General features: G+C 40.7%; 10 protein-coding genes and 1 pseudogene. 8 read left to right on the top strand and 3 right to left on the bottom strand.

Features of this window, described 5'->3' with window-relative positions:
* Positions 1–118 precede the first annotated feature (118 nt).
* On the bottom strand, positions 119–973 hold the full coding sequence (locus Q0541_RS12685) for an FtsQ-type POTRA domain-containing protein (protein ID WP_298910669.1): 855 nt from the start codon (positions 971–973) through the stop codon (positions 119–121).
* Positions 974–1673: 700 nt separating this feature from the next.
* On the opposite strand from Q0541_RS12685, the gene Q0541_RS12680 reads away from it, so the two are divergent.
* Positions 1674–3005 carry a P-loop NTPase fold protein gene (locus tag Q0541_RS12680; RefSeq protein ID WP_298910666.1) on the top strand — a complete coding sequence of 444 codons (1332 nt, stop codon included), beginning with the start codon at positions 1674–1676 and terminating at the stop codon, positions 3003–3005.
* 109 nt (positions 3006–3114) lie between these two features.
* Positions 3115–8142, top strand: a complete 5028-nt coding sequence (locus Q0541_RS12675) for a hypothetical protein (RefSeq protein WP_298910663.1) — start codon at positions 3115–3117, stop codon at positions 8140–8142.
* Positions 8143–8271: 129 nt separating this feature from the next.
* On the opposite strand, the gene Q0541_RS12670 is transcribed toward Q0541_RS12675, so the two are convergent.
* Positions 8272–8619 (bottom strand): hypothetical protein, encoded by a 348-nt coding sequence (locus tag Q0541_RS12670; RefSeq protein WP_298910660.1) that lies wholly within the window; start codon positions 8617–8619, stop codon positions 8272–8274.
* Between the two features lie 1156 nt (positions 8620–9775).
* Here Q0541_RS12670 and Q0541_RS12665 point away from each other — a divergent pair.
* The 5 genes and pseudogenes from Q0541_RS12665 to Q0541_RS12645 form a co-directional block, all read left to right on the top strand.
* Positions 9776–10609, top strand: a complete 834-nt coding sequence (locus Q0541_RS12665; RefSeq protein ID WP_298910657.1) for a photosystem II manganese-stabilizing polypeptide — start codon at positions 9776–9778, stop codon at positions 10607–10609.
* Between the two features lie 918 nt (positions 10610–11527).
* A complete protein-coding gene (locus Q0541_RS12660) occupies positions 11528–12304 on the top strand; it encodes an RNA polymerase sigma factor SigF (RefSeq protein ID WP_298910737.1) in 777 nt (258 codons plus the stop codon).
* A gap of 166 nt (positions 12305–12470) precedes the next feature.
* Positions 12471–13331, top strand: coding sequence for a hypothetical protein (locus Q0541_RS12655; protein WP_298910655.1), 861 nt, complete (start codon positions 12471–12473; stop codon positions 13329–13331).
* A 5-nt stretch (positions 13332–13336) separates the two neighbouring features.
* Positions 13337–13573 (top strand): hypothetical protein, encoded by a 237-nt coding sequence (locus Q0541_RS12650; RefSeq protein ID WP_298910653.1) that lies wholly within the window; start codon positions 13337–13339, stop codon positions 13571–13573.
* A 476-nt stretch (positions 13574–14049) separates the two neighbouring features.
* Positions 14050–14190 (top strand): annotated as a pseudogene (locus tag Q0541_RS12645) (ABC transporter ATP-binding protein); the annotation flags it as partial.
* Between the two features lie 2 nt (positions 14191–14192).
* Here the strand turns inward: Q0541_RS12645 and Q0541_RS12640 are convergent.
* Positions 14193–14873, bottom strand: a complete 681-nt coding sequence (locus Q0541_RS12640) for a tetratricopeptide repeat protein (RefSeq protein ID WP_298910650.1) — start codon at positions 14871–14873, stop codon at positions 14193–14195.
* Between the two features lie 692 nt (positions 14874–15565).
* Here Q0541_RS12640 and Q0541_RS12635 point away from each other — a divergent pair.
* Positions 15566–15892, top strand: coding sequence for a YbjQ family protein (locus Q0541_RS12635; RefSeq protein ID WP_298910647.1), 327 nt, complete (start codon positions 15566–15568; stop codon positions 15890–15892).
* The last annotated feature ends 314 nt before the right edge of the window (positions 15893–16206 follow it).

The following is a 16206-nucleotide window of genomic DNA, read 5'->3' as shown; positions in this document are numbered from 1 at the left end:
TTTTAATTAGAAGTTAATGCCGATTTTCGTGTGGTTTGCTGGAAAACTGAAAATAATAAATATATTTATCAGCATAAAGCTTCTTAATTTACTAGGAGCGCTCAATACATTAAACATGCTAGATGTTTTTAGGGATTTTAGGAGTTAATTTTTGGTCTTTTTGGTTCATCTGTACTAATGGGAATTCCGGATTTTTCAGATCAATATACTCTATTTGGCCAGAATTAAGTTTTGCTGTTAAATGGCGCATTTGGGCGAGTACCTTAATTTGTTCAGACAACCAGGGGCCTGGAACGCCGAGATGCACATTTCCTAGTTCTGTTTTCAAAATTAAATTCGTTGGATTTTGGCAATCAATTTCCATCACTTTCACAGAACTTTGGCTGACAGCTTGATGAAGCTGAGTCCAGTAGAGACAGTATTGTTTTGGTAATCCAATTACTCTGAGATTCGGTAATTTCCTTGTGGGATTCAGTGATGTGTATTTTTCTAAAGGCATCCAGACCCCACTTGCATCTAGTAAGCCGATTATGACTTTTTTGTTGCTAGCACCCTGATTTTGCACATTTGGTGTTTGAGTCACCGCTACAGGGACTCGTTCTTGGATTTCGATGATTAATCCAGGAGGAAACAGGCGGCGTCTAACGATCGCTTGGGCAATAGTCGGTTGTTTTTTCAAAGAGTTAGCGATCACTCCCGGTTCAATCCGCCACAAAGACTGGGGGTAAGATAGCACCAACAGTGACTGAGTTGTCTCATCCGACAGTAATTGATTGCCTGATTTCATCACTATTTGTTTGGGAGTTTTTAGCACCCACACTGGTTGGACTGCCACCCACAGCAATCCACCCGCCAAACCGGTAATGGCAAAGGTTCGCCAAATAGCCTGAATAATTCTCATCTGCCGCTGCCGACGTAATTTCTGACGACGCTGGGCTAGATCCGTGCGGGAAACTGATATTATGCCAGCCATTCAAACCCCTTTCTGGTTACAGTCCAAATTCCTTCATGCGCTTGTATCATTATTAATTTCAGTAAACACTGCTGGCATCTATTAGCCACTCTCCTCCAGACTTTTTTTATTTTTAGTAACACTTTACAGTAACAACACAAAGATCGTGGCCCTAGTCATCATTCCAATTAAAGTTTCCGGTGTCTAGTCTTAACCGACTGTTGTCTTTTTGACAAGTGATCATCAAATATTTTTCTCTAAAGATTACAAAATATTAATTTAGATATTTATAATTTTGTATTCTTGACAAATAGAATTTTAAATGATATGTAAGTATTTCCAAATCTCTGTATAGCTTGCTATAATTAATACCAGTTCTCCCTGATCAGCTATACAAACTGAGAACCATCTAGTCTAGTAGCTTTTTTACTGATTTACTCAACCATAAAGGTTTGTGCCAGGTCAAACAAAAGCTAGAGATTGTCAAAACCTCAATAGCAGGTGTAAAAAGGACAGATATGTTTAAGGTTATTAGGGTCAATTAAATCTCTACCATACTACTGACAGCTACTGACAGTGATCCTGCACCAAGTACTGTCCCTTGCAAGACACTACCAACTTGCGAGTTAATCGTGTGCCTCCATCCCGCCTAGAGATTTTTTGTATAAAAAATACGAATTAAACTGCATCTACACACACATCTACACACACATCTACATACATGAAAACGACATTAAATTTGTCACGTTTTTATAAAGCATGTAACCCAAGCTACACGCTTAATATAAGTAACGTGCTAGATCGGCAGTATTACATAGATTTTGCTGATGTCCGTGGTTGCAAAATTGTCGAAGAATTGCAGCGGACTATCTGCCGGATTTCTCCTGATGAGCCAACCTGCCAGTTATTTACGGGTCACATTGGCTGCGGTAAGTCAACGGAATTGCAGCGCCTGAAGACAGAACTAGAATTGGCGGGATTTCATGTGGTTTATTTTGAGTCCAGTCAAGACTTAGATATGGCAGATATTGATGTCAGCGATATTTTACTGAGTGTAGCCCGTCAAGTCAGTGCCAGTTTAGAAGGGATTAACATCAAACTCAAACCTGGTTATTTTACCAATTTGTTTAAAGAAGTAGGCGATTTTTTGCAAAGCCCCATAGAGCTTTCTGGACAAGCAGAATTGTCCTTGGGTATTGCCAAAATTACCGCCAAAACCAAAGATAGCAGCCAGATGCGGAATCAACTTAGGCAATATCTGGAACCACGTACCAGTAGTATTTTGCAAGCGATTAACGAAGAAATTTTAGAAAAGGCTATTGAACAGCTAAAGCTACGGGGTCAAAAAGGACTGGTAGTGATTGTGGATAATTTAGATCGAGTGGATATGCGTCCTTTAGCATCGGGGCGATCACAACCCGAATATCTCTTCATCGACCGAGGTGAACAGTTACGCCGACTCAAATGCCACCTAGTTTACACCATTCCCCTGACGTTAATTTTCTCCAATGAGTACGAGACACTAAAAAATCGCCTGGGGGGAGGGATTGCGCCAAAAGTACTGCCGATGGTATTAGTGCGACAAAGAGATGGCAGTGATTACGAACCAGGGATGTCACTAGTGCGCCAGTTAGTCTTAGCAAGAGCTTTTCCTGAAGTTCCTTTGAATGGAAGGCTTTTATTAATTACAGAATTATTCGATCACTCCCAAACTTTAGATCGTCTATGTCGCGTTAGCGGTGGCCACATTCGTAATTTATTGGGTTTACTTTATAGCTGCCTGCAACGACAAGATCCACCTTTTTCTAGGGACTGCTTAGAAGCCGTGATTAAGGACTACCGCGACGATCTGCTATTAGCTATTGATGAATCCCAGTGGGAATTATTGTTTGAAGTAGTGCAGCAGCAGAGAGTTAAAGGTGAGTCTGACTACCAGAGCTTACTACGAAGCATGTATCTGTTTGAATATCGTGATCCTCTGGGGCGGTGGTTTGGCATCAGTCCAGCTTTAGCAGAAACAGAAAAAGTCCTTGCTTGGCAACAAAATAAGTAACAGTGCAGGGTGAGTCAATTGTCATTAGTCCTTTGTCGTTTGCCATTGGACTAATAACTAATGCCCAATGCCCAATGCCCAATAACCAATGCCCAATGTCTAATAACCAATGATTAATGATAAGCAGCTACACGTTTACACCAAAGAAAATCAGCATACTTTGCAAAGACTGATTAGAGCGATCGCGTTTTCAGAAGGTCAATTTGCCCTGATTTTAGTTCGGTGTAACTATGAGCAATTACGTGAGCAAATGTTAGAAAATATTCGCTCCATCACTAAAGACATCAATATCAAAGAAATCGTTCTCAATCCACCAACTACTTCCTTACACAGCACAATAGTCTCAGAACTATTTCTAGATAATCCTGCCGTCGTTACAGACTCTTTGCCATCTGCTGTTATGGTTTTCGGTATTGAGTCAGCCATTGACCTGGAAAACTTACTTACAGGTATCAACCAAGCACGAGATATCTATGCCGCAACTTTTCCATTTCCAGTGGTATTGTGGCTACAAGATGAAGTGGCATCATTACTGTCCAGATTAGCGCCTGATTTCAAAAGTTGGGCTGCAACCACTATTAAATTTGAAATGACAAAAGCAGATTTAATTGATTTGATCCACCAAGAGGAAAAATCTCTATTCGCCAAAGTTTTAGAAGCAGGTGCTGAAACATTTTTATCTAATGCCTCCCTAAATTTAGATCCTAAGTCCCAACACCGCCACGAAATAGAATCAGCCCGTAATGATTTGCTGCGCCTCTATAGCTTTCAATTAACACCAGGATTAGAAGCTAGTTTAGAATTTGTATTAGGGCGAGATAAATACGCCAACGATCAAATTAATGGTGCTTTAGCCAATTATCAAAGAAGCCTAGCATTATGGCAGCAGGAAATCAGGATAATAGCAGAGCGGGAGAGTAATTCTTCTTTACCCACCTCATCTTTACTGAAGCAAGCAATAGTATTATTCCATCTGGGGCTGTGTTATCACCGAATGGCAGACTTACACCAGAATAATAATAGTAGCTATTGCGAACATGCTCTCTCGTGGTTTAAACAATGCTTGGAAGTATTGGAGGAAGTACAAAGAGAAGACTTAGTGGCTAAATTTATTTTGCCTGCTTGTGAAATGCTGCAACGTTTACAAGCTTGGGATGACTTAAAAAAGTTAGCTCAAAAGTCATTACTTCTACATAAAACTTATGGAAGTCCTGCACAAGTTGCTCAAAATTATGGCTTTTTGGCAAATGTGGCAGCTTCAGAGTCGAATTGGGTACTGGCTCATGAATTAGCGAATACAGCACTTTCTATCTCCGAAGAAGCAACAGAAGTTTCTCTGCGAGATGCTTTGCAAACACGAGGACAAGAAAGTTGGTATCTTCTCTTACTAGCACGTACACAGCGGCATTTAGGTAAGTCGGAGGAAGCTATCAATAATTTGGAATGGGCGAAAGTAGTTTGTGAGCTACAACATCAACCATCACTTTATCTAGAGATTTTAGAGGAATTGCGATCGCTTTACTTTTTTGAGCGTCGTGACTATACAGAAGCCTTTAAGCTGAAGCAAGAAAAAATTCAAATAGAACATCAGTATGGCTTTCGTGCTTTCATTGGGGCAAGTCAGTTGCAGCCGCAACGCTCTAAAATTAACCCAGCATTAGATCCTCAAAAAATACCGTTTATTCCTGAGGGAGTTGCCCAAGAAATATCTGCTTCGGGACGACAGCAAGATGTCAATCGTTTGATTGAAAGAATTACTCGTGCTGACTACAAACTCACAGTAATTTATGGACCATCGGGTGTAGGTAAAAGTTCAATTCTCAAAGCTGGTTTAGTACCAGCTTTGAAAGGAAAAGTTATCGGTGAACGCATTCCTATACCTATTGTTTTGTCTGTTTACACTGATTGGATTACAGTCTTGGCAAGCAGTATAAACCAAGCCTTAGCACACACAGAAATATCGGTTAATCTGAACTCTACACCTACTATACTGCTCGAAAGAATTCGGTTAGCAGCCGAGCGCAATTGTACAATAATTCTTGTATTAGACCAGTTTGAAGAATTTTTCTTTGTTAGTAATACTCGCACACAAAGAATAGAATTTTACAAATTTTTGAGTGAATGTTTAAATATCTCATTTGTAAAAATTATTCTTTCATTAAGAGAAGATTATTTACATCATTTATTAGAATTTGAACGGTTGAGCCAAAAAAATAGTATTGGACTATATGATTTAGGCGTAATTAATAAAAATATTCTCGATAAGGACATTCGCTACTATTTAGGAAAATTTTCTAGCCAAGATGCTAAAGCCATAATTCATAGTCTTACTCAACGTTCCCATTATGAACTGAGTGATGAATTAATTAACCGATTAGTTCAGGATTTGACAGGAGAACTAGACGAAGTACATCCAATCGAATTACAAATAGTAGGTGCTCAACTACAAATAGAAAACATTACCACACTCGGACAATACAAGCTTTGCGGTGGCTCGGCAAAATTGGTGGAACGCTGGCTTGGGGAAGTTATCAAAGACTGTGGTCAGGAGAACGAAGAATTAAGCTGGAAATTATTATTTGAATTAACTGATGAAAAGGGGACGCGACCGTTAAAAACTAAAGCTGATTTAGCAGCTACATTAGTTAATAATCAGGATATAGATACAATATCAAGCTTTGACACAGTTGGGGAACTGATTTTAGAAATATTGGTGGGTTCGGGGTTGGTGTTGCTAATCAGAGATGAATTAGGCGATCGCTACCAGCTAGTTCACGATTATTTAGTTGAACCAATTCGCCAAAAAAATAACTATGGTATGGTCGCCGAATTAGAAAAAGTCAAACTAGAAAAAACTAGAGCTGAAGTGGCCCAAAAACTTAGTCAAAAGCAACTAAATTTGGTATTGCAACGGCGACTGCGGGAAGCACGGATAGCAGGCGCAGTGCTGGCAATCATGGGAGGAACAATAGCAGCATTATGGTGGCAAGCCGACTTGCAAAAAAGAGTAGCAATCCGCCAAACTGTACGAGCTGAACGCAGTGAAACCAACTTGAGGATTAGTGGAATCACTGCTGCTAGCGAAGCTCTTTTTGCCTCTAATAAAGAGTTTGATGCTTTATTAGAAAGTTTGCGGGCTTGGAGAGGACTTAAACAGGCAGATGGAGTGCAGTCAGATACCCGAATGCGGGTGGTGACAGCCCTGCAACAGGCAGTTTATGGGGTAACGGAAGCTAACCGCCTGGAAGGGCATACTGATATTGTCTGGGGAGTAACTTTTAGCCCCGATGGTCAAACCCTAGCGTCAGGTAGCCGAGATCAGACGGTGAAAATTTGGCGTCCTGACGGTACCTTACTCCAAACCCTCAAAGGGCACACTGATGCTGTCACCTGTGTAAGTTTCAGCCCAGATGGTCAAACCCTAGCCTCCGCCAGCCTCGACAAAACAGTGCAAATCTGGCACAAAAACCCGATTACGGGTGAATTTGACCCCAAGCCATATAAAACCCTGAAAGGACATAAAGATTGGGTTTACAGCGTTAATTTCAGTCCTGATGGTGAGTTGTTAGCTACTGGCAGTAAGGATACAACCGTAAAACTCTGGCACAAAGACGGTAGCTTAGTAAAAATACTGAGAGGACATCAAGGGTGGGTTAACTGGGTAAACTTCAGTCCTGATGGTCAATTTATCGCCTCAGCCAGCGACGACAAGACAGTGAAAATCTGGCGACGGGACGGTAGCCTCGTCACAACTTTACAGGGACATCAGCAGGGTGTGACTGTAGCTGTTTTCAGCCCCGACGGCAAACTGTTGGCGTCAACAGGTCGAGATAAGACAGTGAAACTTTGGCTGCGGAAGAATAACAGCACTAAAGACGGTTTTGACTTTATTCTTTACAAAACTTTACGGCAGCATAGCAGTACAGTGTGGAGTTTAAGCTTTAGTTCCGATAGTAAAAAGTTAGCTTCCGCAGGTGAAGACAATACCATAAACCTCTGGAGTAGCACTGGTACCTTACTCAAAACCTTCAAAGGACACAGTGATGCTGTTGTCAGTTTAGCTTTCAGTCCAAATAACAAATTACTAGCTTCAGGAAGTTATGACAAAAGCGTAAAACTATGGAGTTTAGATGCCCCAACACCGTCTATTCTTCAAGGGCATCAGAAGCGAGTTTTGAGCGTTGCTTGGAGTCCTGATGGTCAGATGCTAGCTTCTGGTAGTAGCGATCGCACTGTCAAACTTTGGCGACGATACACCAGTAGTGGCGAGGTCAAAACCCGACTTTACAAAACTTTGGTGGGGCACACAGATAAAGTTCCTAGTGTCAGTTTTGACCCCAAAGGTGAAATGCTGGCTTCAGGAAGTTATGACAAAACTGTGAAACTTTGGCGGCTTGACGGTACTTTAATTATGACTCTCCACGGGCATAGCGATAGTGTGATGAGCGTGAATTTCAGCCCTGATGGTCAGTTTTTGGCATCAGCTAGCAAAGATAAAACGGTGAAACTTTGGAACCGTGAGGGCAAGTTGCTCAAAACCTTAGTGGGGCATCAGGGTTGGGTAAATAGCGTGAATTTTAGTCCTGATAGTCAGGTTCTAGCCTCTGCCAGTGATGACCAAACTGTGAAACTCTGGGGGCGAGATGGTACTTTGCTCAAAACTTTCTCGCCCCATGACAGCTGGGTGTTAAGTGTCAGCTTTAGTCCCACTGACGAGTTGCTGGCTTCAGCCAGTTGGGATAACACCGTGAAACTATGGCGACGGGATGGTACGTTGTTAAAAACCTTATTAAAAGGGTACAGCGATAGCGTCAATGCTGTAACTTTCAGTCCCAATGGTGAATTCCTCGCCGCCGCCAGTTGGGACAGTACAGTGAAACTCTGGAGTCGGGAAGGCAAATTAATTAAAAGTCTCAATGGGCATCGCGCCCCAGTGTTAAGCGTCAGTTTTAGCCCAGATGGTCAAACACTAGCATCAGCTAGTGATGACAATACGATAATTCTGTGGAATTTACATCTTGATGATCTGCTTGTTCGTGGTTGCGATTGGGTGGGTGATTACCTCAAGCACAACCGCAATCTTGAAGAACGCGATCGCCTTCTTTGTGATGGCATAACCAGTACAAACCCTTTTTAATTTATGAATAATTATTAATTTATAATTATGAATTAAGTTGAAGCCTCAATCAGCAACCGCTCTTGGTTTAGCGGTTGATGAGGCGATCAGAGTTGTTAATTCAAAGCTAGAAAATAATTTTCGAGATGATCAGCCAAAGGAGCGATCGCCCTCCAAAACTTCATGGCTATTTTCTGCGGGAGCCTCTTGGGGCAAATTCGCCAAAAAGGCTTGTAATCTCATGCGCTCAATATAAGGCCAACCTCCCTCAGACTCAATATCTTTCAGCAGTGAGTAGAGTTGCTGACGGTTAACAGGCAAACTCTCTTGAAAAACCCCATCCCGGATCTCTCGATGTAACTGTTCCAATTGCCTAAGCATTGCCAAAAGAGCTACAGTATCGTCTTCATAACCCTGAACTGCATCATACACCACAGTTGCGATTGCTTGCAGTTTACAGGACAACTCCCCTGATTCAAGATTTTTCTGATCGTTCATTCCACCCTTTCCGTATAAATGAGGTCAACTCAAATTTACCGGAGATTTTTAATTTTCCCTAGTTTGCCACTGTTTATTAGCTATTACTCTACACCAGAAACTCTGCGGCTAGCCCATTACTACCTATTTTGAGTAGCTGTAATAGCCTCAGAATCAGAAAAAGAAAATAATCTTAATATTCTGCTAAAATTTTTAGAGATTAAAGCCGCTGTCAAATCGGATGGTAAGCAGTACTTTATCTATTTGCTAGCCAAGACAACTTCGACAAGTTGAATCACTGAGCGACTTGTGCCGAGCAAAGCCGAGGTGTTAAGAAGTAATTCCCAATGTTTTTAAAGGAATAGCAAAGCCAGCGCTGTGCAGGGGTTCCAAGAGTTGAGGCGACTGGCGTGGATTGCCGTTTATACCCGTAGTTTTAGACATTTGGACTAAAATTACCAACGTAGAAGTCTCGGCAATGAGTACTTTTAGGTAGCTTTGTGCAGATTTCTCTGAGCGGTGAATATAACTAGATTTGTATCTTTATTAAAGACAATTGCGATCGCTCCTAAAAGGGAGCGGTAAAGTTTAACATAGCCTCTACGGCAGCTAGATGTGATCAGGACAAGACTTTCTTGGATTTTGAGTACTTTGATTTTGAGTTAAAAAAAATCGTATGATCTGGCTGATTTCCCCATCAAACAATGGGCTGTATGTAGTAGCGTCACATACATAATACAAAAAGACTTGGGCGACGCTGCTTTTGCTACAGGCAAGAGCAAAGTGCGAAGTAGACTCCTCTCTTCGTGCTTATTGAGGCAAGCACTTATGCGACTCTGTGTAGGGCTTACTCATCTACGCGTCCAACCCTAACAAATGCCACCAACAGTCAAACTGCTGGTTTTTTGCTCCCTTAGTTACACACATCCAAAATGGATGCAGTGTGCTACTTAGTCTGGGGCTTCTTACACCCCAAGCTCAAGAGAGCGAAACGTTTAAGTACGTTTAGCAGAGAAAAGTTTGAGCGGCGACTTCCAACCTAATACGCCCGGACACTTGTTTCAACTCTTGCAATTAGAGCAATGCAGTGTCCAAAAGAGGATGGCTTCTCGTCAGAGATCAAAGCTTCGATGCAGTTTTACAACTTAGATATTAATTTTTGAGATTGAGGTTGACCATGAGGTATCGCGCTTTAATTGTTGCATTCTTGGCTTTGTGCCTGGGGCTAATAACTGCTTGTAGTGATGCTCCTGCTACTAGTAGTAGAGATGTACTCACTTACGATCAAATTCGCGGCACTGGCTTGGCGAACAAATGCCCCCAACTAGCAGAAACAAGACGTGGCTCTATTCCCATTGATTCTAGCCAGTCCTATGCCATTAAAGAACTTTGCTTAGAACCAACTAGCTTCTTCATCAAAGAAGAACCTGCTAATAAACGGCAAGAAGCAGAATTTGTCGCTGGCAAATTGTTGACCAGATACACTTCCACTATTGACCAGGTGCAAGGCAACCTAAAAATCAACTCAGATAAGAGCCTGACCTTTGTGGAAACTGATGGTCTTGACTTCCAAGCCATCACTGTGCAACTTCCTGGTGGTGAGCGAGTACCTTTCCTGTTCACCATCAAAAACTTGGTTGCTCAAACCCAATCCGGTTTGACTACTATTAACACCTCCACGGACTTTGAAGGCACCTTCAAAGTTCCTTCCTATCGTGGTGCTGCCTTCCTAGATCCCAAGGGTCGCGGTGTCGTCAGTGGCTACGATAATGCTGTGGCTCTCCCCGCCCAAGCCGATGATGAAGAACTTACCCGCACTAACGTTAAGCGTGCTGAAAATCTTAATGGCAAGATTTCTCTGCAAATCGCTAAAATCGATAGCTCTAGTGGTGAAATTGCTGGTACTTTCGAGAGCGAACAGCCATCTGATACAGATTTAGGTGCTGGCGAACCTAAAGAAGTCAAGATTCGCGGTCTATTTTTTGCAAGGGTTGAACCGACTCGTGCCTAAATTCTCTGGAGTTAGGTAACTGAGTAGCATTCAGAACTACAATTCTGTGTGCATCAGGTTTCATCACCAAAGTTAACTTCTTTGCCCCCATTTTCAGGGCTGTTTCATTTCTATAGAAGCCGTACAGAGACGAAAAGAGACAAAGTTTCAAGGGGAGACAAAAGAAAAATTCTTCCTTCCCTTGTCCCCAGCTTTTCAGGAGGCTTTGAAAGAATGAAACAGCCCTGCCTTTTTTGAGGGGGGTAAATAGGTTTTTTGCAAACAGGGAAAGGTTAAAGCCAAGCAAAATTGTGGATGAAATAATCATTGCAATTGGGAAAAGGTTGATACCTCGTTTTTATGGGCGACTTAATTCATCCCTTTACCCAGTTTACCCCGTACTCTTTAACCTTTTCTGTTTCATTAAAAGACTATAAACTTAAGTACAAAAAAGGGCATGTTGCCCTTTTCTTATTGATTTGCGTAAATATACATATTAATCTCTAAATATTATTAGTAATTTTTAATTATTGGATGAGTTTCGGTTGAAGAGACACGTAATTATACTGGAAATCAAATTTTTGCTTATCCACAAATATCGTGACTAATGTTGTTTTGTTTCTATAAACTTAGGTTGAGCATTAATTAATTAAAGTTAAGTAAAATCTCGGTTTGATATATAGTAATTAATTTTATATTTTATTTCTATGTAGTTCTAAAAACAGCTACAGAGCATACCAAAGATCAATAACGATTTCGCCCATTTAAATTTTGCTCGATTGTCAAGCAACTCTATGGAATTTTTTCTAGGAAAATTTTGTTATTTTCCATAGAATTTTGCGATGACATATAGTCCGATATTATCTTTGATATTGTGCGATCGCAGCTAAGTTTAAAAGTGAGTAATTGGTTATTAATTTACTCAATAAACACGGTGCTATGCCTACCACAGTCACCAATGAACTAAAACATGAAATTTGGCAGTTGTTGCGAGAATATCAGCAATCTCGGTCAGAAAATGTTCGCAATCAGCTGGTAAAACTCAACTTTGGACTTGTGAGAAAAGAAGCTCACTATTGGACGAATCAATGTCATGAAACCTACGATGATTTGCTTCAGGTTGGATGTTTGGGTTTAATCAGAGCTATTGAAAAATTTGAACTTTCCAAAGGACATGCCTTTAGTTCCTACGCTCTTCCCTATATTCGGGGTGAAATTCAACACTATCTCCGAGATAAAGGTGTCACGGTGCGAATTCCTCGGAAGTGGTTAGCACTACAACAGCAAGCAATAGGAGTGTCACGTTCTTGGCGTGAAAAGCATAATCGCCAACCAACAGATTCCGAATTAGCAACTGCACTGGAAATTTCTCCAAACGAATGGCAAGAAATTAAATTAGCATGGGTAAATCGTGCTCCCTTGAGCCTTGATGTGCCAATCCAAGATGGAGAAGAAGGCTCTACCTGTTTGGGAGAATTGGTTCCAGATCCTCACTATCGCAGCTTTCAATTGGCACAAGAAGACCAACTTCGCTTGCAACAAGCATTGGTTCAGCTTGAACAACGCACCCGCGATGTGTTGGAATGTGTATTTTTACAAGACTTGACACAAAAACAAGTTGCAGAACATCTGGGAATCAGTGTTGTAACGGTTTCCCGTAGAGTCAAGAAAGGTCTGGATTTGATGAAAGAGCTTATGGGTGTAGCAGAGGATTAACTGCAAATCAACACCAAGCCGCAGTTATGCTGAGTAGGCAGTGCTAAAAATAACCCTTGAAATGTAAAAAATTAGGTTATAAAGGGAACAGACTTTGCCTTTGATCCAAATTTTAGGCATGTTGATTTCCACTTTTCAATTTTCCAATGGCTTTTGAGAACAGCTCATGGGCAGAAATTCAAAAATTACAATTGCAGCTATTTTAACTTTGGCGATCGCTGGATGTGCTTCTGAAGATACACAACAAGCCATCAATCCTGCGCCGATTCCCAAAATAGCAGCAAAGTCGCCCCCAGCGGCTCAATCCTTTAACAATCCAGTAATACCTGCCAAACAGGTTTCACTAGTTACTCCTGCATCTGTTAACTTGATTCAATCCACTAATGCTACAGAGCGGGCACGGCTAGTTGTGCTATCAAAAGACCGAAGTGACCCGTTTGCACAAATTTTTGGGCAGGCGGTTGCCGGAATGCCTAAAACATATGGAAGACCTGTTCCTGTGTTGCCTAAGCTACCTACTGCATCACTAGCAAGACGAAAACTTCCAACACGCACCATAGCACGTAGCATACCTTTAAATCCGAAGAAAAATAACATTGCTTCTGTACCAAAAAAAGTCAATCATACCTTGACTTCAGTCTTGCCTAAAGTTTTGCCTCAAGTTATCCCCAACCCCACTTTAGTATCTGTATTGCCACCACCAGCACAACCTGACTTAGCAAGGGCAGTTCTTGTGACTGGTGTAGTTCTAATTAGTAAGGAACCGCAGGCAATTATCAAAGTACCGGATGAGCCGACAAGTCGCTATGTGCAAGCGGGACAGCGATTAGCAAATGGCGTACTGGTTAAACGGATTGAAATGAATCAGGGCTACAACCCCATTGTGATTCTGGAACAATATGGTATTGAAGTTGCCAAAATGGTAGGGGAAGGGGCTGTCAATTCAACACCGTCACCTGCATCTGCTACCGGCAATCCTACTTCAGTGACAACGCCCCCCTTAAATTCTTTTAATGTTGGAGCTTGATAAAGATGGAGATTAAGGAAAAAATTGAGTTTCCTGGTTTGCCTTTAGCTGTCTATAGAGAGATAGCAGCTCATTTACGTCAAGTCGAAGGGGTAGAAGTGGATTTAATTCCCCAGTCATCCCAACAGTTTGATTACAATCAAAGTCAAATTGGTGGCTTGTCCATCTCGTGGACAGCAAACTCTGGTTTAGAAAGTCGGCAACGAGTTAACCAAATTTTGGCTTATTATCAAAATCGCTAGATGAATTCTATTTGATTTCGTTCAAATCGAAGCCTCAGATTCCCGATTTTTTACAGAAGTTGGGAATCTTGTTGTTCACGAATAATTAAGTACGTCTATAGTGGATGACGACTTCATCCCAATTCTTTGTAAAACTACATAAAATCAACCTTGGTCAAACTTGGGGCTTAAGCCCCAAGTTTTGGATCAACCTCACAGGTAATCGGTATCAGTTAATATCAAATTATTGAATTTAGCTGAAAACTTGTGTATTAAAAACTTAAAAACTAAATATCTGAGTATCCGCACTGCAAAATCCTAATTTCATCAGGGATTAGACTGACAACGACATCATCTAAGTTGAAAATATTGGAACTGCACGGGAGGCTACATCATATTAGCAACCCGCAGCGACAATTACTGATTAATCAATTCACAGTGAAGGTTTGGTGATCAAGGAATTGGGTGTGTCTGAAGTGGGAAGTGATAGCGCTCGTCGCTGGGAATATTTGTTTTTCCCATTCCTGAAAGCAGCAAATGTTTACTTGAATGAACAGCCCGATAAAACCGGAATGATGGTGCGTCCCTCTAACTTGGAAGATATCTTTGTGGAATTAACGGGACGCCAGTTAGATTAACTTCATCCTCCTAACTGTCGCAGCATGGCTTCTACCCTGTTGACGCCATCTGAGTCATTGCGCCGCTTGTACAAGTCACGGGCTTTCTGAAGGAAGCTGTTCGCTTGTTTGGTTTGTCGTCGCTGTTTATACATCGAACCCATCAATTCATAAGTCTGGGCATTGTTCTTATCCAAGCCGATTGCTTGCTCGTATGCCCAGGTAGCAGCACTATAGTCTCCCATACGAGATTGCGTCACAGCCAATCCTAAATAGGCGTTAACATTGTTACGGTTCAGCTGTATGGCCCGACGGTAGCCTTCCTTTGCCCCAGGCGTATCGCCCAAATTCGCTTTGATGTAACCTACAGCGTAGTAAAAATCACTATTGTTAGGGTTGATGGCGATCGCCCGACGATAAGCTGTTAATGCCGCCTGGTAATTTCCCTGTTGAGCGTACAAGTAGCCAATACCTGAATGAATTTTAGCATTCTTGGGATCTAGGCTAGCTGCTTGCTGATAAACAGTGATCGCACCACCATAATCGCCGGTATCCACTAACCTCCGTCCGTCTTCTAGTAGTTGCTTTAATTGTGGGTTTTTGCCTTGCGCCACTAATACCTGAGCCTGAGCCACTGAAGGTATGCTGAAGGCAAAACATCCTAGTAACACCACACTAAACACAAATGATGTTGGCTTGTACACAGTAAAATTCCTGAAATTTTAGAGGACTTTTTTTCTTGTACATTAAAACAAAAATATGGACTTTTGAAAACTGTATTTATTCGTATGAATTAAGATATTCATAGTTCATTCACTATAATCAGTGCTATATCACAGAGTTTTGACTGGAAGATGAAATGCGAAGTATAAATGCTGAAATGATGTTACTTTACAGATAAATTCAGGACAACACCAAAATTACACTCTTTCTTATCAGTAGTTATACGTGTAAATCCTCAAAAACCAATAGGTGATACGCCAATCCGATAAATTATTGAATATTAATTCCTATTGAGTATTTAACTTAACAACTTGCTAACTGTGTATCTAATTTTCCTTTCTTTATACTACCTTTAGCAAAACCGCACACTTTGCGAGCAGTCGTTCTCTATCGATTATCTACATCCTTTTTTGGTCATTACACGATAAGATAAATTCAAAAAGCAAAATGCTCCTTCAAATCCTGATTCATTTTTAGGACAATACTACAAGTGAAAGTGCAGTTGCAATGGCACTTCGTACCTGCTGAAAGCATCGCAGTCTAAAATTGCGTGAGAGTATGTTTATCAAACCTATCTCAACGCAGGCTAATTATGGATGTGTAAATAAATTTACACTGATTAGAGGATTTGAATAATAAATATTAACCTATATGCTATCTGGGAGGCTAATTTATGATAATAACTACCACTGATGTGATTCAAGGAGCCGTTATTGAGTCATATTTAGGCATTGTGACAGCAGAAGTAGTTTACGGCAGTAATTTCTTGCGGGATTTTTTGGCTGGTATTCGAGATATTATTGGTGGACGCACTGGTAGCTATGAGCGTTTATTTGAGCAGGGTCAACGCAAGGCACTAGAAGAATTAGAAGAACGAGCACAACGTTTAGGAGCAAATGCTGTGATTGGGATTGAAATTGATACTGGCACAATTAATATTGACCAGTCAGGAGTCCTATTACTGATTACTGCCACAGGCACCGCAGTCAAGATGCGTTAATATTTTATTGGTTGTCTAATTAGTTTTTTAGTATCTTTTGATCAGGTTTACAAACTTTTGTATGAAGTTGAATTTCCTATAAAATAAAAGCTAAGTTACAATAGCAGCTAATAACTGTATTGTAATTTAAAATTTTTATTTATTTTATATAGAGAATCTTGAAAAAACAATTAATTAATATATAATAAAAAATAAATCCTAAGTTTTATTAAAATTTGTTAAGTAAGTCTGTTTTTTATCACTAAAGATAGACTTATTAAATATTTCTATTGATAGATATAAAAACAGATGATTTAGCTATTTAATCTTAAGTA

The organism is uncultured Nostoc sp. (genome assembly GCF_937863485.1).
GTDB lineage: Bacteria > Cyanobacteriota > Cyanobacteriia > Cyanobacteriales > Nostocaceae > Nostoc.
Note: the sequence above shows the minus strand (reverse complement) of the source record. Positions and strands in the feature narration are given on the sequence as shown.